The sequence below is a fragment of the Micromonospora sp. NPDC049151 genome (assembly GCF_040648395.1).
GTDB lineage: Bacteria > Actinomycetota > Actinomycetes > Mycobacteriales > Micromonosporaceae > Micromonospora.
On record NZ_JBEZDP010000016.1, the window covers coordinates 42525 to 61550 of the forward strand.

Genomic DNA, 19026 nt, shown 5'->3' on the forward strand with positions numbered 1-19026 from the left:
GGAGACGAGATGACCAGGACCGTGGAACGGACGCGCGGCGGCGCCGCCGTGATCGTGCTGGCGGTGTCGCTGGCCGGCTGCGCGCCGGCGGCGGCCGACCAGCCCGCCGCCGCGCCGCCCGGACCGTCCGCCGCCACACCGGCCGTGACGACGGCGGCGCCCGCCCGGCCCCGGCCGGCGCCGATCGGCTATCCCGCCCACGGCGGCGGCGGGTGGCGGTTCGCCGCCGCCGAGCCGGCGACCTCCGGGGGTACGGGCCGGCTGCTGCGCTACCGGGTGGCGGTGGAGCGGGACGTGACCGGCCTGTCGGCGGCCGAGTTCGCTTCGCAGGTCACCGCCATTCTCACCGGCCCGGGTGGCTGGACCACCGACGGACAGCTCACCCTGCGCCGGGTCGGCGCACGCGGGCCCGCCGACTTCACCGTCCACCTCGCCACCCCGGGTACGCGCGACGACCTGTGCGGGGACGGGCCGGACGGGTACACGTCCTGCCGTAACGGGAGCCGGGTGGTGGTGAACGTGGCCCGCTGGGTGCGTGGCGCACCCGCCTACGGCAGCGACCTCGCCGCGTACCGGCGGTACGTGGTCAACCACGAGGTCGGTCACCGCCTGGGCCACGGGCACGAACGCTGCCCGGGGCGGGGCCGTCCGGCGCCGGTGATGCAGCAGCAGACGCTCGGCCTGCACGGGTGCACCCCGAACCCGCTGCCGTTCCTGCGTGGCGAGCGGTACGCGGGACCGTCCGGCGCGTACGCCGACCGGGTGCCCCCGCCCGAGGGCGGCCGGCCGGGCTGACCGGCGGGCGCCCCGCGCATCGCCCGGCCAGGGGGCCGGGCAGCGGCCGGGCGATGCGGGGTGGTCCCATTCGGGGCTCAAAACAGCGTGGCCGGGCCGACCGGCTTCGGTTCCGGCAGCGGCGCGAGGCCGGGCACCCGCGCGCGGACCTGGTCGTGGAAGCGGCGGGCCAGCTCGGGGGCGTCCGCGTTGTCCGGCGTGTGCACGAACACGGTCGGTGAGCGGCCCTCGCGCAGCCAGCCGGTGACCACGTCCAGCCACGGCTGCCAGCCCTCGACGGCCTGGGCCGGGTCGTCGCGACCCAGGTAGCGCACGATCGGCCGGTCGGTCAGCGCCCGGGTACGCAGCGGGAGGCGCGGTTTGCGCGTCCACGCCTCCCGTTCCGCGTCGCTCGTCGGCGGCGTGCGGAAGAACGCCGTGGTGTCGAACGGGATCCACTCGGCGCCGGCCCGGTGCAGCGTCGCCTCCAGCGCGCGTACCGCACCGGGCTCGGTGAAGAAGGCGCTGTGGCGGACCTCGACGGCGTACCTGTGGGTGGTGGGCAGTGTGCGCAGGAACCGGTCGAGGTCGGGCACGTCGCCGGGGCCGAACGAGCCGGGCAACTGGATCCAGAGCGTGTCCGCCCGGGGGCCGAGCGGCTCGATCGCGTGCAGGAACGCCCGCAGTTCCGCCTCGCCGCCGGTGAGCCGGCGCTCGTGGGTGACCACCTTCGGCAGCTTCGGCAGGAAACGGAAGCCCGGGTCGGTCTGCTCGGCCCAGGACACCACCGTCTCCCGGGCCGGGGTCGCGTAGAACGTGGTGTTGCCCTCCACCGCGTCGCACCATCCGGCGTACGCGCGCAGCCGCTCGTGCGCGGGCAGCGGGTGCGGCAGGAAGCGGCCGGACCAGGACCTGTGTGTCCACATGGCGCAGCCGACGTGCAGGCGCGCCCCGGTCACCGGTAGGGCCAGTTCGTCGATCCGCCGCGCAGCCGCGCCTCCCGGTTCCACTTGCGGGTGAGGTACAGCGCGAGGCAGCCGAGCCCGGCGAACACCGGCGCGAGCAGCATGAGCAGCAGTCCGGTACCGAGCCGGAAACCGTCACTCTTGATGCCCTTGGCGGTGGTCAGCGCGAACGCCTCAGCACCGTCACCGGTGCAGCTCACGAAGTCGGTGTCCATCCAGGTGACCCCGCCGGTGACCAGCACCGGCGTGAACCGGCGCGGGTCACCGCGGTCGCGCATCACCGCCGCGGTCCCCTCGGGCCGGGCCCCGGTCAGCTCCCTGCTCCGCTGCTCGCCGGTGGAGTAGACCCGGCTCTTCGTGGTGCACCGGACGGAGGCCGGGTCCACTGTGGCCGGGGTGGCGAGGATCAGGATGTCGCCGGGACGTACGCCGGTGTCACTGATCTTGATCTCCGCGCCGGGAGCGAACTCGGCGTCGGCGGAGAAGGCCGACGCGGCCGCGAACGGGCCCGTCTGGGTCAGCAGCGCCAAACCGAGGAGGCCGGCGAGCAGGAAGCCGCCTCCACCGACGAAGATCCACATCGCGACCACGGCGCGGAAGCGCTGCACGAGCGGGTTCACTGGACGCGGTCCATGTCGCAGGCGCCGTCGACGACCTGCCCGGGGTCGGAGGAGTACGCGCTGTACTTGGCGTCCGGCACGGACAGCTGCACGCAGAGCGCCGACGCGTCGTTGTTCGTGACGAACGTGACGACGCCGACGCCGTCGTAGTCCCCGATCGGCAGATCGCTCACGCCCCGGGGGAACCGCCCGGTGTCCTGCTTGATCGACACGGCGTCGCTCATCGCGTCCCGGAGGTAGGTCTCGGGATCGGTGCCGGCGTCCCCGCCACAGGAGGCGACCGAGAGCGCCAGTGTCGCCAGCGCCGCCACCGGGCCGGTCCTTCTCCGTCGCATCCGTCCTCCTCGCGCGCCTCACGTCGGCGGGCCGAGCCCGCCCGCTTGCCGCGCCCACGGTAGCCGGGCCGGTCAGACGCCTCGGATCGGGTCGAGGTCACCAGTTGCGCCGGACCGGCCCGGCGCGGGGTCACGGGCGTTCCACCCGCACCGGGTCGCCGCGCACGAGGTCGTCGTGGACCCGCCAGCGGGCGTCGGCGCCGGCCCGGCGGGCCGCCTCGTCGTCGGCGGCGATCCGCTGCCGCAGCAGCTCGACGGCGATGCGCCGGTTGAGGTGCAGGTGCCGTTCGGTGTCCACCACCACGGTCCGGCCCGACGGGCGGTGCGTGGCCCGTACGGCGGTGCTCGCCTTGTTGCGGTGCTGACCGCCCGGCCCGCCGGTGCGGCACGGCACGAACTCGACGTCGGCCTCGTGGAACGGCGTGACCACCACGTCGGTCCGGCAGGGCTGCGCGGTGACGTACCAGTTCTTGCGGCCGTGACCCGTCCGGTACGGGCTGGGCGCCTGCCAGCAGAGCGTGCCGGTCCACCCGGCCGCGAACGCCTCCGCCCCGGCGCCGGTGATCAACAGGAGCACCGACCGGTAGGCGCCCGTCCGGTCGCCGGGCACCGTCTCGACCCGCTCGCTACGCAGGCCCCGCCGGGCCGCCTCGCCCTCCAGGCGGGACAGCAGCCGGGCCAGCGCCCACGCGCACTCGGCGGGCCCGCGCCCGGCGGACAGCAGCAGCTCGGTCACCGGCGGCCCTTCCGGCGCTCGTCGCGGCGGCCCACGTCCGGCGTCTTGTAGGTGACAAGCGGAACCGTCGTGGTGACGGGCGTGGCGAGGTCGTGCGCCACCAGGTCGCCGATCACCTGCTCGATGCGCTTGTAGGCGGTGGGCGCCTCCTCGAACAGCAACTGCCGGTCGCCGCACACCACTACCGAGCCCACAGGCGTACGCCGCAGTTCCTCGACGGTGTGCTTGGCCCGGCCCCGGCGTAGCGCGTCGGCGCGGGACATCTTGCGCCCGGCGCCGTGCGCCACCGAGTAGCCGGCGTCCGCCCCGGCGTGCGCGGCCACCAGGTAGGAGGGCGTGCCCCGGGTGCCGGCGATCAGCACGTTCCGGCCGTCGCCCGGGGCCGCGCCCTTGCGGTGCAGGTAGCGCCCGTCGCGGATCTCGACCAGGTTGTGGCACTGGTCGACGACCGGCTCGGTGGGTTCGGCGCCGAGGGCGTACGCCACCCGCGCGGCCAGCAGCCGCCGGTTGAGCGAACCCCACCGCACTGCGGCGTCGTGCCGGGCCAGGTAGGCGTCCGGGTCGGGCGCGGGACCGGCGCCGTGCGCCTCGGTGTGCTCGCGCAGGATCCGCTCGCCCAGCCCGCGTGACCCGGAGTGGACCACGAGCACCAGGTCACCGGCCTCCAGCCCGAGCCGCGTGGCGTGCTCCGCCGCGAGGATCGGCCCGACGCGGGCCAGCTCGACGAAGTGGTTGCCGCGCCCGACGGTGCCGAGCCCGTCGAGGTGACCGGCCGGCACGTCGCCGTCCAGCACCGACCAGGCCGGGTCGTCGGCGTCCCGGTCCGGGTCGAGCGCCCGGTCCAGGTCGGGGAACCGGGCCGCGAGCCGTTCCGGTACGGCCCGGCGCAGCGCGATCGGGAACACCGCGATCCCGCACCCGATGTCGGAGCCGACCAGGAACGGGTAGAGCACAGTCGAGGACATCGCGGCGCCGATCGGCGCGCCCTTGCCGGGGTGCAGGTCCGGCATGGCGGCGACATGCGCCATGCCGTCCAGGGCGGCGACCTGGCGGCACTGGTCGAGCGCGGCGGACTCGATCCAGCTGCCGGGGGAGGAGAAGACGGAGACGGTGGCGGGCACGACGGCCCGCCCGGAGGGGTACGCGGACACAGACGCTCGTTTCTGCGGAAGAAGAGAGGCGGGAACGGCAGGCGGCGAGGGCCTGCGAGCTGGGTGCGGTCCGTCAGAACGTCATGCGCCCAGCCTCGCGGAGGCGGCCCCGGGGCGGCAACCGACTTTCGGCCCGCGACGCGTTCGCGTCGACATCGCCGCACCCGCTCCATAGACTCCGGTCGTTCTGGTACCACGAGTCCAGGGAGGACCCCCGTGTCGAGCGAAACCCGAACGCACGCCGCCTTACCCCTGCTGGCCCGTCTCGCCGGGGTGAGCGTGGCCGCCGCGACGATCGTCGCCGCCGCAGGTGTCGCCGCGACCGCCGCGCCGCCGGCCGATCCCGCGCCCACGAAGGGGCCGTGCGCGTACACGCCCACGCCGGACGAGCCGGCCGCCCGTCCGGTGCCGCTGCCGCCGGACCCGCGCCGGACGCCGGACCGGGGCACCGTGCGGGTCACGCTGCGCACCAACCAGGGGCCGATCGGGCTGACGCTGGACCGCGAACAGGCGCCGTGCACCGTGCAGAGCTTCCTGCACCTGGTCCGCAAGCGCTTCTACGACCGGACGCCCTGCCACCGGCTCACCGCGTACCCGACGCTGACAGTGCTCCAGTGCGGCGACCCGTCCGGCACCGGCGAGGGCGGCCCGGGCTACCGCTACCGCGACGAGCTGCCCACCGACCTGCCGCCCGCGCCGACCGACCCGACGGGCGTACGCCGCCTGTACGCGCGGGGCACCCTCGCCATGGCCAACGCCGGCCCGGACACCAACGGCAGCCAGTTCTTCCTGGTCCAGGCCGACTCGGCGCTGCGCCCCAACTACACCGTGTTCGGCCAGGTCGACGCGGCCGGGCTGGCCACGCTGGACCGGATCTCGGCCGGCGGCATCGCGCCCACGCCGGAGGACCCGGCTCCGGTCGACGGCGCCCCGGCGGTGCCGGTGGAGATCTGCCGCGCCAAGCAGGGCCGCTGACGCGACGGCCCGGCGGGACGGCCGTCCAGGCCGCCCGCCGGGCCCGCGCCGTCGCCGGTAACCTGCGGCGATGACGCATGAGCGGGAGATCACCGAGCCGGTCGACCTGTGCCGCCCGGACGGGCGGTTGAACCCGGACGCGGTCGGCTGGAGCCGCCGGCCGCTGCACCGGGCGAACCTGCGGGGCTGGGGCCGGGCCAAGCGGTGGGAGCACTGGGGCGTGGTCACCCCGACGCACATCCTCGGCCTGGTCGCGTCGTCGCTTGACTACGCCGGGGTGCAGAGCCTCTACCTGCTCGACCGGGCCACCGGGCGGGAGACCACTGCGGAGGCGGTGGTGCCGCTGGCCCGGGGCACGGTGCTGCCGCCGGTCAGCGGCGCCGGGCCGGTCCGGGCCCGGGGCGGGAAGCTCACCATCGCCGTGGACCAGGGCCCGGACGGCAGTACGGTGCGAGCCACCGCGCCCGGCATCGAGGTGGACCTGACAGTGCCGCTGCCGCCGGGGCACCAGTCACTGGGCGTGGTGGTGCCGTGGAGCAGCCGGCGGTTCCAGTACACGGTCAAGGACATCGGGCGGCCGGTGCACGGCACGATCACCGTGGACGGCACCGCCTATCCGGTGGGGGAGGGGTCGTACGCGGCGCTCGACCACGGCCGGGGCAAGTGGCGGTACGCGGTGCGGTGGAACTGGGCGGCAGGCAGCGGACCGGGCCGGGCGATCCAGCTCGGCGGGAAGTGGACCGACGGCACCGGCTCGACCGAGAACGCGGTCTTCGTGGACGGGCGGCTGCACAAGATCGGCGCGGACCTGACCTGGGCGTACGACAGGACCGACTGGCTGCGGCCGTGGCGGATCACCGGCGACCGGGTCGACGTCACGTTCCACCCGTTCCACGAGCGGGTGGCGCGTACCAATCTGCTCGTGCTGGCCGGGGAGACGCACCAGTGTTTCGGGCACTTCACCGGCTGGGCGGCGACCGACGACGGCGAGCGCGTGGACCTCGAGGGCCTGGTCGGCTGGGCCGAGGAGGCCCGCAACCGCTGGTGACGTCACCCGGGGGGCGGACAGCGAGGTGGGGCGGTCCCGTCCGGGACCGCCCCACGCACGACTCGGGATCAGGCCACCGAGGCCGGGAACCGCTCCCAGACCCGGTGCGCCGCCATCAGCCGCTGCACCTCGGCGAGCACCTCGGCGCCGGAGCCGCCGGTCACCACGCCCGGCGTGCCGGTGACACCGGCCTGGTTCAGCACCTCGGCGCCCGCGCCCCAGGCGCCGATCACCTTGGCGTGCCGCCAGGCCTCCTCGACCAGCAGCAACACCCGCGGGTCGACGGTCGGGGAGCCCGAAGCGCCGGCCTTGGCGTCGCGGGCCGGCAGCGCGTCCGGCGCCGGGGCCGGTGCGCCGGCCAGCAGCACCGCGTCGAACTCGACCGAGCGGCCGGTGGCGAACGTGCGCTGCACCGGCAGCCCGTCGACGGTGCCGCCGTGCGCGGCGATCAGCAGCGGCACCATGCCGGCGGCGAACACCTCCCGGCGTACCTCGTGCACGTCGCCCAGGTCGGCCTGGGCGTCGACGACGATGCCGACCATCCGGCCGTCGGCCGGCCACTCCCGGCCCACCTGGGACAGCGCCGGGCTGGGCTGCACCTCCGCGAGCGGAACCGTGGGCTGCGGCACGGGCAGGCCCAGGCCGATCGCCACCTGCTCGCACAGCACCGGGTCGACGTTTGCCAGGCACTGGAGCTGCCGCTCCTTGATCGCCTGGTGGTAGCACTTGCCCAGCTCGAACGTGTACGCCCGGATGATGTGCTCCTTCTCCACCGGCGACATGCTCTGCCAGAACAGGCGTACCTGGCTGTAGTGGTCGTCGAAGGAGGCTGGCGCGGCGCGTACCTTCGGCGCCTCGGCCACAGTCACCGGCGTGTCCACGAACGCGTGCTCGCGGTCGCCGGCCGGGAACGGGTTGCCGCCGTCGAGCGAGTTCGGCCGGTACGGCGCCACCCCGGCGTGCACCGCGTGCTGGTGGAAGCCGTCGCGCAGCATGTCGTTGACGTCGGCGTGCGGCCGGTTGATCGGGATCTGGGTGAAGTTCGGCCCGCCCAGGCGGGTGAGCTGCGTGTCCACGTACGAGAAGAGGCGGCCCTGCAACAGCGGGTCGTTCGTCACGTCGATGCCCGGCGGCAGGTGCCCGACGTGGAACGCCACCTGCTCGACCTCGGCGAAGAAGTTGCGCGGCGTCTTGTTCAGGGTGAGCTTGCCGATCGGCTGCACCGGCGCCAGCTCCTCCGGCACGATCTTCGTCGGGTCGAGCAGGTCGATCCCGGCGAACGTCTCCTCCGGCGTGTCCGGGAAGACCTGGATGCCCAGCTCCCACTCCGGGTACGCGCCGGCCTCGATCGCGTCGTACAGGTCGCGGCGGTGGTAGTCGGGGTCGAGGCCGCCGATGAGCTGCGCCTCCTCCCAGGTCAGGGAGTGCACGCCGAGCTTCGGCTTCCAGTGGAACTTGACCAGCACCGTCGCGCCGGCCTCGTCGACCATGCGGAACGTGTGCACGCCGAAGCCCTCCATGGTCCGGTAGGACCGCGGGATGCCCCGGTCGGACATGTTCCAGATGGTGTGGTGCTGCGCCTCGGTGTGCAGCGAGACGAAGTCCCAGAACGTGTCGTGGGCGCTCTGCGCCTGTGGGATCTCCCGATCCGGGTGCGGCTTGCCGGCGTGGATGACGTCCGGGAACTTGATCGCGTCCTGGATGAAGAACACCGGCATGTTGTTGGCGACCAGGTCGAACGTGCCCTCGTCGGTGTAGAACTTGGTGGCGAAGCCGCGGGTGTCGCGGACCGTGTCGGCCGAGCCGCGCGAGCCCAGCACTGTGGAGAAGCGGACAAAGACCGGCGTCTCGCGGCCCTTCTTCAGGAACCCGGCCCGGGTCACCTCCTCGGCGGTGCCGTACGCCACGAACGTGCCGTGCGCGCCCGCGCCTCGGGCGTGCACCACGCGCTCCGGGATCCGCTCGTGGTCGAAGTGGGTGATCTTCTCCCGCAGGTGGTGGTCCTGGAGCAGGACCGGGCCGCGCGGACCGGCCTTGAGCGAGTGGTCCGTGTCCCGCAGCCGGGCCCCGTTGGCGGTGGTGAGGTACGCGCCCTGCTGCCCCTTGGCGATCTTCGGCACCCCGGTCTCGGCGCCGGTCGGGGTCCGGGTGTCCGGCGCGCCCTGCTCGGCCTTGGGCGGCAGCGGCCCGTGCGGGGTGGTCGGCTCCTCCAGCGGTGGTGGCGCGCTGCCGGGGGCGCCCGGCACGTCCGGAGTCAGCGCGTCGCCGACCTTCTCGACGGCGGCTTCGACGACACCCTTGACGATCTGGGCGGGCTTGCTGGATTCCATCAGGACCTGTCCTCCTACGGCTAAATGTCCAGGCCCCTTCCGCCGTACCCCAGGTCAGGGCGGGCAAACCGGAACAATCGCAGGATCGCTGGTCAGGGTAGGTGCGGCACGGCCACGGCGGTGAGCAGCAGCCCGCCGGAGGCCAGCCAGCGTCCGTCCAGCACGTCCAGCGGTGGCCCGCCGTCGGCGCGGGTGCCGTCGACCAGGATCCGGGCGGTGAACCGGCCGGCCCGGTCGAACGTCAGCTCCGCCTCCTCGAACCCGAGCCAGCGCCCGGTCAGCGGATACCACGCCTTGTAGACCGACTCCTTGGCGCTGAACAGCAGCCGGTCCCAGTGCGTCGCCGGGTCGGCGGCGCGCAGCGCGGCCAGCCGCTCCGGCTCGCCCGCAGTGAGGACCGCGCCGGCCACCCCGTCGGGCAGCGGCTCGTGCGGTTCCGCGTCGATGCCCAGCCCGGCCAGCGCGCCGGACGGGGCCACCGCCGCCGCCCGGTAACCGGAGCAGTGGGTGATGCTGCCCACCACCCCGGCCGGCCACACCGGCTCCCGCCGGGGACCGGGACGGATCGGCGCCGGGGCGTACCCCAGGCGGGCCAGCGCCTCCCGCGCGCAGCGGCGGGCCGTGACGAACTCCTGGCGGCGGCCGGACACCGCGCGCGCGATCAGGTCCTCCTCACCCGGGTACGGCGCCTCGCCCGGCACGTCGGTGAACGCCTCGACGGCCAGCGCCCCGGCCGGCAGCAACGCCTCGATCATCCGAGGATCCGCTTCATCGGCGCCGGCTCGCCACCGCGCCGCCGCCACTCACGCGGGTAGCCCAGCGACACCTCCTCGAACCGCACCCCGTCGTAGTGCGTGGTGCGCGGGATGTGCAGGTGGCCGTAGACCGCGACGGCGGCGCGGTGGCGCACGTGCCAGTCGGCGGTCCGGTCGGTGCCGCACCACTGGGCGAACTCGGGGAACCAGAGCACGTCGGTGGGCTGGCGTACCAGCGGCCAGTGGCTGACCAGCACGGTGGGCAGCGCCGGGTCGGTGGCCTCCAGCCGCCGCCGGGTCGCCTCCAGCCGTGCCCAGCACCAGGACTCCCGGTCCGGGTACGGGTCGGGGTGCAGCAGCATCTCGTCGGTGCACACCACGCCCGCGTCGTACGCCTTGCGCAGCGACTCCTCCTTGGTGCTGGTGCCGGGGGCGCGGAACGAGTAGTCGTAGAGCAGGAACAGCGGTGCCACGGTGACCGGCCCGTCCGCGCCCCGCCAGACCGGGTAGTCGTCCTCCGGGGTCAGCACGCCCAGCTCGCGGCACATCGCCACGAGCGCGTCGTAGCGGGCCACGCCGCGCAACGTCACCGGGTCGTTCGGGTGGGTCCACAGCTCGTGGTTGCCCGGCGCCCACACCACAGTGGCGAACCGGTCGCGCAGCAGCCGCAGCGTCCGCTCGACGTCGGCGAAGACCTCGCCGACGTCGCCGGCCACGATCAGCCAGTCGTCCGCCGTCTCCGGCCGCAGGCCGTCCACCACCGCGCGGTTCTCCGCGTACGACACGTGGAGGTCACTGACCGCGTACAGCGCACCCGTCACCCGGCCGATCTTGCCAGTGGCGCCGCCGGATGACCAGGCTCGCCGGCCGAGGTGTCAGCCGACCTTCGCGGTCACCTCGTCGAGTGCGCGCAGCACCTCCCGGGTCACGCCCGGCTCGGCGGCGGAGTGCCCGGCGTCGGGCACGATCCGCAGTGTCGCCTCCGGCCAGCGCCGGGCCAGGTCGTACGCGGTGACCGGCGGGCAGCACAGGTCGTAGCGGCCGTTGACGATCACGGCGGGCAGGTGCCGGATCCGGTCCACGCCGTCGAGCAACTGGCCCTCGGCGAGGAAGCCGCCGTGCACCGCGTAGTGCGACAGGATCCGGGCCACCGGCAGCGCCTGGTCGTCGGCGGTGAAGTGGGCGAGCAGCTCCGGGTCGGGCCGCAGCGACGAGTTGACCGCCTCCCACCGCCCCCAGGCCCGCGCGTGCTCCCGGGCCCGCGTCTCGTCCGGGCCGTGCAACCGCCCGTGGTACGCGGCCAGCACGTCGCCGCGCTCGGCGGGCGGGATCGGCGCGACGAACCGCTCCCACTCCTCGGGCTGGAGGTGACGCAGCCCGCCCTGGTAGAACCAGTCGCGTTCGCTGCGCCGCAGCAGCAGCACGCCGCGCAGGACCAGGCCGGTCACCCGCTCCGGGTGCGTCTGGGCGTACGCCAGGCCGAGCGTGGTGCCCCACGACCCGCCGAACACCAGCCAGGAGCCGACGCCCAGCCGTTGCCGGATGGTCTCCAGGTCGGCCACCAGGTGCCAGGTGGTGTTGGCGCGCACCTCGCCGTGCGGGGTGCTGCGGCCGGCGCCACGCTGGTCGAACAGCACGGCCCGGTGACGGGCGGGGTCGAAGAACCGGCGGGCCGCCGGCACCAGGCCGCCGCCGGGGCCACCGTGCAGGAACACCACGGGTACGCCGTCCGGCCGCCCGACCTCCTCCACGTACAGGACGTGGCCGTCACCGACCGGTACGCGGTGGGTGGCGTACGGCTCGACGGGTGGGTGCAGGCCGGTCATGCCCGGTCATTGTGCCCGTCGCGGGCGCCCCGGGTGGCCCCGGTCAGCAGGCGACGTTGCCGCCGAGGTTGTCCAGCAGCGCGTCGGCGACCCAGCCGGAGACGCCTGTGGTGACGTCGCGCAGGTAGGTCCACGTGTAGGTGGTGTGGCCGTTCGCGCTGACCCGGTCGCCGCTGGCGAAGCAGTGGAAGTCGACGGTGTGGCTGAGCTGGCCGTAACCCAGGGAGGCGCAGGTGGTGTGCGGGCCGGTCCGGATGTTGACGTTCGTGGCGTTGAAGAGCTGGCCGAACTTGCTGTCCACGTTGGAGTGCGAGTGGCTGCATCCGGCGCTCGCCGGTGCGGCCGTGCCGGCCACCGCGGCGCACGCCGAGGTGACGGTCAGGACGACGGCGGCACCGATGGAGGAGATTTTCCGCATACCCGTCAACTCCCGCAAAAGGATCTAGATGTACCGGCGGATCGATCCAAATATTTGCATAGAGCAAGGTCGATGAGCAAGGTGCGTGCCGCCGCGCCCATACCCGGACCGGCGGCACGCGTCGCTCAGGCGGTGGCCGGTACGCCGTTGTCCGTACCGCTGGTCTCCGCCTCGGACGCCCCGCGCGGAGCCGGCGTGCGGACCGCGAACGCGTCGAAGCTCGGGCCGTCCAGCCGCTCGACGAACGGCTCCACGACCGGCGGCTCCGACCGGTCCCGCTCGACCCCGTCCGGCTCGGCCCGCCCGTCCGAGGCCCGGGGCGCCGCCTCGGCCGGGACCGGGGCCGCCGGCCGCGCCGGCACCTGCGGGTACTCGGCGGTCTCGCCGCCGCCCGCCGCGGCGGCCATGACCGCCGCCGCGGCCAGATCGGCGACCCGCTTGGCCTCCCGCTGCACCCGGGCCCGGGTCTCCTTGGCGTGCTGCTCGGCCAGGTCCGCCGCGCGCCGCGCCTCGTCGAGCCGCTTGCTCTCCGCGCTCAACTCCCGGCGTACGCCGACCAGCCGCTCCTCCAGATCCCCGCCGGTGCGCTCGATGGCGGCGATCTCCCGGCGGGTGTCCTCCAGTTGCCGGGAGGCCGTCTCCAGCTCCGCCTTGAGCTGGGTCAGCGACTCCTGACGCTGCTGGATGTCCCGCTGCACACCGGCGAGCTGCTCCTGGTGCGCCGCGGTCTCCTCGTCGGCCCGCTCGCGGACCTCGGTGGCGTACTGCTGCGCCTCGGCGACCAGCGCGGCGATGTCCTTCTCCGCGGCGGCGGCCCGGTCGGCCAGCTCCTGCTCGGCGGCGGCCCGCCGCTCGTCCAGCTCCTTGGCCATGGTGGCCTGCCACTGGGCCAGCTCCTGCTGGGCCTTGCTGCGGTTGGCCTGGACCTCCTGCTGGATCTGCGTCCGCGCGGCCTTCACCAGCGCCTCGGACGCCGACCGCGCCTGCTCGACCTGCTGGGCGCTCTGCTCGCTGATCCGCTTCGCCTCCTGCTGGGCCCGGTCGTGCACGGCCTGGCCCTCGACGCGCAGCTTCTCCGCCAGCTCCCGCACCGCGGTCAGCTCCGCCTGCGCGACGGTCCGCCGTTCCTCGTCCACCCGCTCCTGCTCGGCCCGGCGGGCGGCCAGCTCCTCGTCCAGCTCACGCCGCTCCCGGGCGGCCTGCTCCTGCGCCGCGACGAGCAGCTTCTCCGCCTGGCCCTGGACCTCCTCCGCGCGCCGGGTGGCCACCTCGGTGATCTGGCCGGCCTGCTTCTCCGCCAGGTCCAGGATCTGGTCCACCATCGGGCCCAGGTCGCGGAAGGACGCCCGGTCCACCGGCGCCGGACGGTCGCGCAGCTCCCCCGCCTCGGCCTGCGCCCGCTGCACCTGCGCGGTCAGGTCACGCACCTGCGCGTACGCCCGGTCCCGTGCGGCGGTCAGCGCGCTCACCTCGGCGTCGACCTGCTCGACGTACCGGTCCACCTGACGTTTGTCGTAGCCGCGCAACGCGGGATCGAATCGCGGTCGCGCGGACAGGTCGTCGTGGGGTGCGAACGGCTCGGCACCGTTTGACATGCGCCATCCTCCGTCGGTTCGCCAGCGCCAGGCCGGCGGATGACCGCCCCGCAGGGCACGATGAGGCGCTACGGTACCGCGTCCGCGCGCGGGGCTCGCCCCGCCCCGCCCCCTGCCCGCCGACCGGCGGCGCGGTCAGACCGGGAAGTGCGGGTTCCCCGCCGTCAGGCGGATGGTGAAGCCCTCGGCGTCCCTGTGGTAGGTCACGTGGTCGCAACTCTGGTGGCTGATCCACAGGCCCAGCCCGCCGTCGGAACCGTCGCCGGCCGGCAGCAGCCCGGCGTACGGGTCCTTGGGGCCCGTCCCTCGATCGTGGACGGTCACCACGATCCGGTCCGGCGCGCGCCACAGCCGCAGGCACACCGGCGGCTCGCCGTGGCGCAGCGCGTTGCTCACCACCTCGCTGACCGCGATGACCAGGCCGTCGAGGCTGTCGGGTGGCAGCAGGCCACGGTCGGCGGCACGTACCTCCGCGCGGGCGCGGGCCGGCGTGGGATCGGTCAGCTCGACCAGCGGCGCGCTCCGCTGCACCGGATCCGCCGGCGCCGGACGGAACTCGGTCAGGTAACTCGTCGGCTCGGTGTAGAGACCGGCCGCCTCGTGCCCGCCGTCCGGCCGCGCCACCAGGGGATGGGTACGCGCCACGTCGGCGAGCACGTGCGCGGGTGTGCTCCGCCGGTCGTAGGCGCAGATGCCCCAGAGCGGGAAGTCGTCGTAGGCGTGGTTGATCGCCGACTCGTAGCGGGCCCACCAGTCCCAGGTCGCGCCGAGCAGCACCGGAGGCAGCTCGCCGACCATCCGGATCTGCGCCGCCCCCGCCGCCACGTACGAGGCGAGAAGTTCCCGGTAGGAGCGCAGCGCGACGCTGGGCCGGGCGTAGAGGTCTCCGACCGGCAGGAACGTGACCTCGGCGCCCGGCGGCAGCGCCCGGCGCACCAGCTCGGCGTTGCGCTCGTCCAGGTTCACCGCCGTCGGCTCGCCGGCCGCGATCCCGTCCAGCAGGAACGGCAGCGCAACCGTCAGCAGCTCCTCGTCGGAGTCGTAGACGAACGCCTCGTGGAAGTAGCCCACGTGGCCGGAGGCCGCGCCGCTCCTCATCGGACCACCTCCACCCGCACCTCGGACAGGCCGAGCAGGTCGGCCAGCCGCGCGGGGGCCCGGCTCGGCGTGCGCAGCACCGCGACCGCGTCGTGCCGGCGGGCGTGGTCGCGCAGGTGCAGCAGGCTGCGGTGGTCGACGAAGCGCAGGTCGGCGGCGTCGAAGACGACCCGGCCCGCCACCGGGCGCGGATCGGCCCGCTCCAGCGCGGCGGCGAAGTCCCCGTGGTTGGACGGGTCCAGCTCGCCGGCCAGCGCCACCGCCGAGTCCCCGCCGCCGGCGTGCAGCCGGAACAGCACGTCGGCGTTCGTCTCCGGGTGCAGGCAGGCCAGCTCGGCGATCGCCGAGGCGCCCAGTTGCCGGCGGTCGTAGGCGCAGACCGCCGACATCGGCCGGTGCCGCATCCAGTGGTCGATCCGGTGCTCGTAGCGGGCGAACGCGTCCCGCTGGGCCGGGCTGCGGACCAGGCTCGTCGCCTCCGCCAGCACCCGCAGGCCGGTGTGCCCCGCGGTCAGCGCCTCGGTGGTGGCCCGCACGTACGCCTGGACCTGCCGGTCGGGATCGACGATCTCGTCGTGCCGGTACGCCTCGCCGACGGGAACCAGCCGTAGCGCGTCCCGCCGGCGCGCGGCGTCGACCCCGGGAACCGAGGCCAGCCAGCCGGTGACAGTGGCGCGATCCTCCGGACAGACCACCCATACCTGCTCACCGGCGGCCAGACCCGCGCTTACCTGCTCGACCGTCAGCGCGCGCAGCACGGCCGGGTCGTCGTAGGCGAGGCAGCCGTGGGTGTAGCCCGGGTACGTCACGCTCCCGCTGGTCACCGACTCCGCCTCATGGGCCCAGTCTATGCCGGGCCCACCTGGAGATCGCGCCAGGCCGTGGCCTCGAGCGGCGGGTCACCCAGCTCGAACTCGGCCCAGTTGTTCCAGTACGCGATCGCGTCCACGTCGTTCTGCTGCCGCAGCCAGGTGACGTGCTCGCGGAGCGTCCGCGCCCGGCCCGCGCCGGTGGTGTCCGCGGCGATGCGGCTCAGTCCGTACTCGGGCACCAGCAGCCGGATCCCCGGGTACGCGGCGCGCACCTTGCCGAAGGCCACGCCGAACATCCGGGAGGCGGGCCAGTACGCGGCGGTGTCCCGGGAGTAGCAGTCCACGCCGTAGTGGGTCATGCCCGGGTAACCCCAGTCGGCCGGGTTGCCGCGCCCTTCGTCGAGCCAGTAGCGGGTCACGATCGGGCCGTGCCCGAGCACCCACCGCCGGTTGCGGTGCGCCGCCAGTATCTGCGTCACCCGGCTCGCCGTCGCCCGGTACGTGGCGGGGGTCACGTCGCCCATCGGCTCGTGGTACCAGGTCAGGTAGATCGGGCGGTTCACGCCGTCGAGCCAGCCGGCCAGCTGCTCGACGTCGTCCTTCCAGCTGACGTGCATGACGGCCGAGGGCGCGTCGGCGAACTTGCCCGCGTTCAGCGGGGGCAGTTCCGGCAGCGCGTCCGCGTCCGGGCCGTCCGTGCCGAAGTCGCGCATGTAGCGGATGCCCGGGTAGTCGGCCACCGCCCGCTGGGTCCGGGCGCCCTTCTCGGCGCTCATCCCGACCAGCAGCGGCACGGTCAGCGTGGCGGTGCCCGTGCCGGTGCGGCCGGCGCCGTCACGCGCCGTCGCGGTCAGCGTCACCGTGCCCCGGCCGGCCAGCACGGTGACTGTGAAGCGGCCCGGTTCGGTGCCGCTCGGTGTGACTGTCACCCCCGGCGAGGCGCCGGCGAGCTGGATGGTCAACGGGACGCTCAGGTCCACCCGGACCGGGCTGTCCCAGGTGACGCCGGTGGGGTCGCTGACCCGGCCGGCGAGCGTCAGCAGGCGCGAGTCGGGGTGGTAGGCGTCCACCAGGACGGTGGTCGACTGCCCTGGTAGCAGGACGGTCTGGTCGGCGGTGACGGAACGGACGACGGGTGCGGCCATGAGGCTCTCCTTCGACGTGCTTCGCTGCCGCTCCGGCCGCACGTCTTCGGGCGGCCAGAATGGCTCTGACCTGCGCTTTTACCAGCTTGCGTCGGTTCGGTCCCGATCGTCAGGGCGGCCGCAGATGGCGCGAAACCCGGTCGCCGGCCGCGCTGTCCCGCCCGCATCCTGGTCCGATGCCGATCATCGTGCGGGACCTGCGCGTGCCGGACTGGCCGCAGCTGTGGCCGATGCTGCGGGACATGGGTGTGGGCGACGACCCGCCGGAGACCCACCGGCTGCGGTTCGCCGCGCTGCTCGCCGACCCCCGCTGGGCGCTGCTCGGTGCCATCGACGCGGGCGGGTTGGCCGGGTACGCCGCCGCCCAGGACCACGGCCCGCACCTGCGTTCCGGTGACGCGCACCGCACCGTACGCCTGCACGACCTGTACGTCGTTCCGGACCGGCGGCGTGACGGGGTGGGCCGTGCCTTGTTCACGGCGGTGCGGCGCTGGGCCGGCGGGCGGGCCCGGCACCTGGAGTGGCAGGCCCACCACGAGCGGGCGGCGCCGTTCTACGAGCGGCTCGGTCATCGGGGCGACCCGTGCCCACAGCCGGACTACCCGACGTTCCTTCTCGACCTCACCGGAACCGACCCTCGCCTTCCCTTGACGTGACCGGCTCGCCGCCGCTGCCCCCGCCCAAGATCGACACCAGTTCGGGGAGGTGGCTGCATCAACGGTGGTCTGATACCCCCATTTCCCCGAGCTGGTGTCGATCTTGGGGCGGGGATGTCGCCACTTCAGCGAGATGGTGTGGACCATGTCCCCTGGATTCCGAGGGTCGGCCCAGTGGTGGAGGTGGGGAGGGGTGCGCGCTGGCGGCTGGTGGGGTCTGGCTGTTGTCCGCGTGACGGCGATGGCCCTCGCGTGCTGTCGACCTCGTGATCGACACCAGTTCGGGGAGGTGGCTGCATCCGAGGTGGCCTGATGCCGCCATTTCCCCGAACTGGTGTTGATCATGGACGAGGATGGCGCCACTTCGGGGAACTGGTGTGGATCACGGGTGTGGAGGGGGCTGCTTGGCTCGGGGGCGCGGACAGGGTGGTGTCGAGCGGGGGCGTCCTCCGTGCGGACAGGGCCATGGTCGACACCAGGTCGGGGGGAGTGGGCGTGGAGCTTGGTGGGGAGGGGGTCAGGGGAGGGGGTGGGAGATGTCGCGGGCGTGGTCGGCCACCGCCGCGCCGACCACCGTCGCGGTCAGCGGAAGCACCTCCAGGCAGCGACGCACCGCCGCGCCCATCAGCGGGTTCGGTACCCGCATCGACAGCGTGCAGTGCGGCACCCAGCGGCCCGGGCGGTAGTGCTCCACCACCTCGACGCCGGCCCGCGCCAGCCGCTCGTGCACGGCGGCGTGGTGCGCCAGCAGCTCGGGCGTCGGCGCCGGCCCGAGCCAGAGGACCCGCCCGACGAACTGCCCGGCGTGCTGGAACGCCAGCCGCAGCGGCGCGGCCACCACGGTTCCGGCGAGCGCCTCGGCGACGCGGTGCGGGTCCAGGCGGGGCGCGACCGCCAGTGAGAGGTGCGGTCGGTGCCGCTGCGCCAGCAGGGACCGCATGCTCGGCACCCCGTCGGACTCCAGCAGGTCCCACAGCACCCGGATCCGCCGGGTGGCGTCGGTGTCCAGATACAGCTCCAGCGCCGCGACCACGCGATCACCCTAGAGGCGGGGCCCGCGCCGAGGTTTGCCGGGCACGCTGGGCGGTACTGCCCGAGGGGACGGCAGGAGACGGCAGGGAGTGAGGGACACGTGGACGCGACGGACGTGCTGACCGAGGCGTACGGGCGGTTGCCCGATCTGGTCGCCGGGGCGCTCGACGGGCTCGACGCGGCCCAGCTGCGGCGGGCGCCGGCCGACGGGGCGAACCCGGTCGGCTGGCTGGTCTGGCACCTGACCCGGATCCAGGACGACCACGTGGCCGACGTGATGGGGGAGCCGCAGCTGTGGGCCACCGGCGACTGGGCGGCGCGCTGCGGCCTGCCGCCGGACCCCGCCGACACCGGCTTCGGGCACGGCCCGGAGCAGATCGCCGCGGTACGCCCCGAGAACGGCGCTGTGCTGCTCGACTACCACCGGGCGGTGGTGGACCGGAGCCTCGCGTACCTGCGCGGCCTGCGCCCGGCCGACCTCGACCGGGTGGTGGACGAGAACTGGGATCCGCCGGTGACGCTCGGGGTGCGGCTGGTGAGCGTGCTCGACGACGACCTCCAGCACGTCGGGCAGGCCGCGTACGTGCGGGGACTCATCCTGCGCTGAGCGCCGCGCCGGCCCGGCGCAGCGCGAGCAGCACCCGGTCGGCGGTGGCGTCCCCGGCCGTCGGCATGGCCGCAGGGATACCCGCCGCGCCTCACCCGGTTCGGGTGAGTTCGCCTCACCCGCGATGCGGGGACGCTGCGGGACGAGC

Annotated in this window: 20 protein-coding genes; 5 read left to right on the plus strand and 15 right to left on the minus strand. The window is 74.4% G+C overall.

All coding sequences use genetic code 11. The annotated features are described in order from the left end of the window. Positions 1 to 9: 9 nt before the first annotated feature. Positions 10 to 795, plus strand: coding sequence for a DUF3152 domain-containing protein (locus AB0B20_RS19280; RefSeq protein WP_357472130.1), 786 nt, complete (start codon positions 10 to 12; stop codon positions 793 to 795). Positions 796 to 872: 77 nt separating this feature from the next. Here AB0B20_RS19280 and AB0B20_RS19285 read toward each other — a convergent pair whose 3' ends face one another. From AB0B20_RS19285 to AB0B20_RS19305, 5 genes are all read right to left on the minus strand, one after another. Then, the gene (locus tag AB0B20_RS19285; protein WP_357472254.1) at positions 873 to 1700 is read right to left on the minus strand and encodes a DUF72 domain-containing protein; all 828 of its coding nucleotides are present in this window, start codon (positions 1698 to 1700) and stop codon (positions 873 to 875) included. A gap of 29 nt (positions 1701 to 1729) precedes the next feature. Continuing rightward, on the minus strand, positions 1730 to 2359 hold the full coding sequence (locus AB0B20_RS19290) for a hypothetical protein (protein WP_357472133.1): 630 nt from the start codon (positions 2357 to 2359) through the stop codon (positions 1730 to 1732). Next, positions 2356 to 2694, minus strand: a complete 339-nt coding sequence (locus AB0B20_RS19295; RefSeq protein ID WP_357390422.1) for a hypothetical protein — start codon at positions 2692 to 2694, stop codon at positions 2356 to 2358. The genes AB0B20_RS19290 and AB0B20_RS19295 overlap by 4 nt, the downstream gene beginning before the upstream one ends. Before the next feature lie 130 nt (positions 2695 to 2824). Then, on the minus strand, positions 2825 to 3430 hold the full coding sequence (prfH, locus tag AB0B20_RS19300; RefSeq protein WP_357472136.1) for a peptide chain release factor H: 606 nt from the start codon (positions 3428 to 3430) through the stop codon (positions 2825 to 2827). Next, positions 3427 to 4581: an RNA ligase RtcB family protein gene (locus AB0B20_RS19305; RefSeq protein WP_357472139.1), complete on the minus strand. Its 1155-nt coding sequence runs from the start codon at positions 4579 to 4581 to the stop codon at positions 3427 to 3429. Before AB0B20_RS19305 ends, prfH begins: the two co-directional genes overlap by 4 nt. 216 nt (positions 4582 to 4797) lie before the next feature. Between AB0B20_RS19305 and AB0B20_RS19310 the strand changes: the two genes are divergently transcribed. Further along, the gene (locus tag AB0B20_RS19310) at positions 4798 to 5556 is read left to right on the plus strand and encodes a peptidylprolyl isomerase (RefSeq protein ID WP_194800849.1); all 759 of its coding nucleotides are present in this window, start codon (positions 4798 to 4800) and stop codon (positions 5554 to 5556) included. Between the two features lie 70 nt (positions 5557 to 5626). Then, positions 5627 to 6604, plus strand: coding sequence for a DUF2804 domain-containing protein (locus tag AB0B20_RS19315; protein WP_357472142.1), 978 nt, complete (start codon positions 5627 to 5629; stop codon positions 6602 to 6604). A 68-nt stretch (positions 6605 to 6672) separates the two neighbouring features. Here AB0B20_RS19315 and AB0B20_RS19320 read toward each other — a convergent pair whose 3' ends face one another. The 9 genes from AB0B20_RS19320 to AB0B20_RS19360 form a co-directional block, all read right to left on the minus strand. Next, the gene (locus AB0B20_RS19320) at positions 6673 to 8934 is read right to left on the minus strand and encodes a catalase (protein ID WP_357472145.1); all 2262 of its coding nucleotides are present in this window, start codon (positions 8932 to 8934) and stop codon (positions 6673 to 6675) included. 92 nt (positions 8935 to 9026) lie between these two features. Beyond that, complete coding sequence (locus AB0B20_RS19325) at positions 9027 to 9689, minus strand: 4'-phosphopantetheinyl transferase superfamily protein (RefSeq protein ID WP_357472148.1); 663 nt, start codon at positions 9687 to 9689, stop codon at positions 9027 to 9029. Next, positions 9686 to 10510, minus strand: a complete 825-nt coding sequence (locus tag AB0B20_RS19330; protein WP_357472151.1) for a metallophosphoesterase — start codon at positions 10508 to 10510, stop codon at positions 9686 to 9688. Before AB0B20_RS19330 ends, AB0B20_RS19325 begins: the two co-directional genes overlap by 4 nt. Before the next feature lie 54 nt (positions 10511 to 10564). Beyond that, on the minus strand, positions 10565 to 11515 hold the full coding sequence (gene pip / locus AB0B20_RS19335; protein WP_357472154.1) for a prolyl aminopeptidase: 951 nt from the start codon (positions 11513 to 11515) through the stop codon (positions 10565 to 10567). Between the two features lie 43 nt (positions 11516 to 11558). Next, positions 11559 to 11933: a hypothetical protein gene (locus tag AB0B20_RS19340; protein WP_357390439.1), complete on the minus strand. Its 375-nt coding sequence runs from the start codon at positions 11931 to 11933 to the stop codon at positions 11559 to 11561. A gap of 125 nt (positions 11934 to 12058) precedes the next feature. Then, on the minus strand, positions 12059 to 13528 hold the full coding sequence (locus tag AB0B20_RS19345; protein ID WP_357472157.1) for a hypothetical protein: 1470 nt from the start codon (positions 13526 to 13528) through the stop codon (positions 12059 to 12061). A gap of 135 nt (positions 13529 to 13663) precedes the next feature. Then, positions 13664 to 14626 (minus strand): anti-sigma factor RsbA family regulatory protein, encoded by a 963-nt coding sequence (locus tag AB0B20_RS19350; protein WP_357472160.1) that lies wholly within the window; start codon positions 14624 to 14626, stop codon positions 13664 to 13666. Continuing rightward, a complete protein-coding gene (locus AB0B20_RS19355; protein WP_357472163.1) occupies positions 14623 to 15450 on the minus strand; it encodes an MEDS domain-containing protein in 828 nt (275 codons plus the stop codon). The genes AB0B20_RS19350 and AB0B20_RS19355 overlap by 4 nt, the downstream gene beginning before the upstream one ends. A 23-nt stretch (positions 15451 to 15473) precedes the next feature. Then, positions 15474 to 16583 (minus strand): hypothetical protein, encoded by a 1110-nt coding sequence (locus AB0B20_RS19360; RefSeq protein WP_357208475.1) that lies wholly within the window; start codon positions 16581 to 16583, stop codon positions 15474 to 15476. 176 nt (positions 16584 to 16759) lie between these two features. Between AB0B20_RS19360 and AB0B20_RS19365 the strand changes: the two genes are divergently transcribed. Continuing rightward, positions 16760 to 17239, plus strand: a complete 480-nt coding sequence (locus tag AB0B20_RS19365; RefSeq protein ID WP_357208479.1) for a GNAT family N-acetyltransferase — start codon at positions 16760 to 16762, stop codon at positions 17237 to 17239. Positions 17240 to 17756: 517 nt separating this feature from the next. On the opposite strand, the gene AB0B20_RS19370 is transcribed toward AB0B20_RS19365, so the two are convergent. After that, entirely contained in the window at positions 17757 to 18272 is a 516-nt protein-coding gene (locus AB0B20_RS19370) for a 2'-5' RNA ligase family protein (protein WP_357208482.1), read from the minus strand. A 99-nt stretch (positions 18273 to 18371) separates the two neighbouring features. On the opposite strand from AB0B20_RS19370, the gene AB0B20_RS19375 reads away from it, so the two are divergent. After that, a complete protein-coding gene (locus AB0B20_RS19375; protein ID WP_355513340.1) occupies positions 18372 to 18878 on the plus strand; it encodes a DinB family protein in 507 nt (168 codons plus the stop codon). The last annotated feature ends 148 nt before the right edge of the window (positions 18879 to 19026 follow it).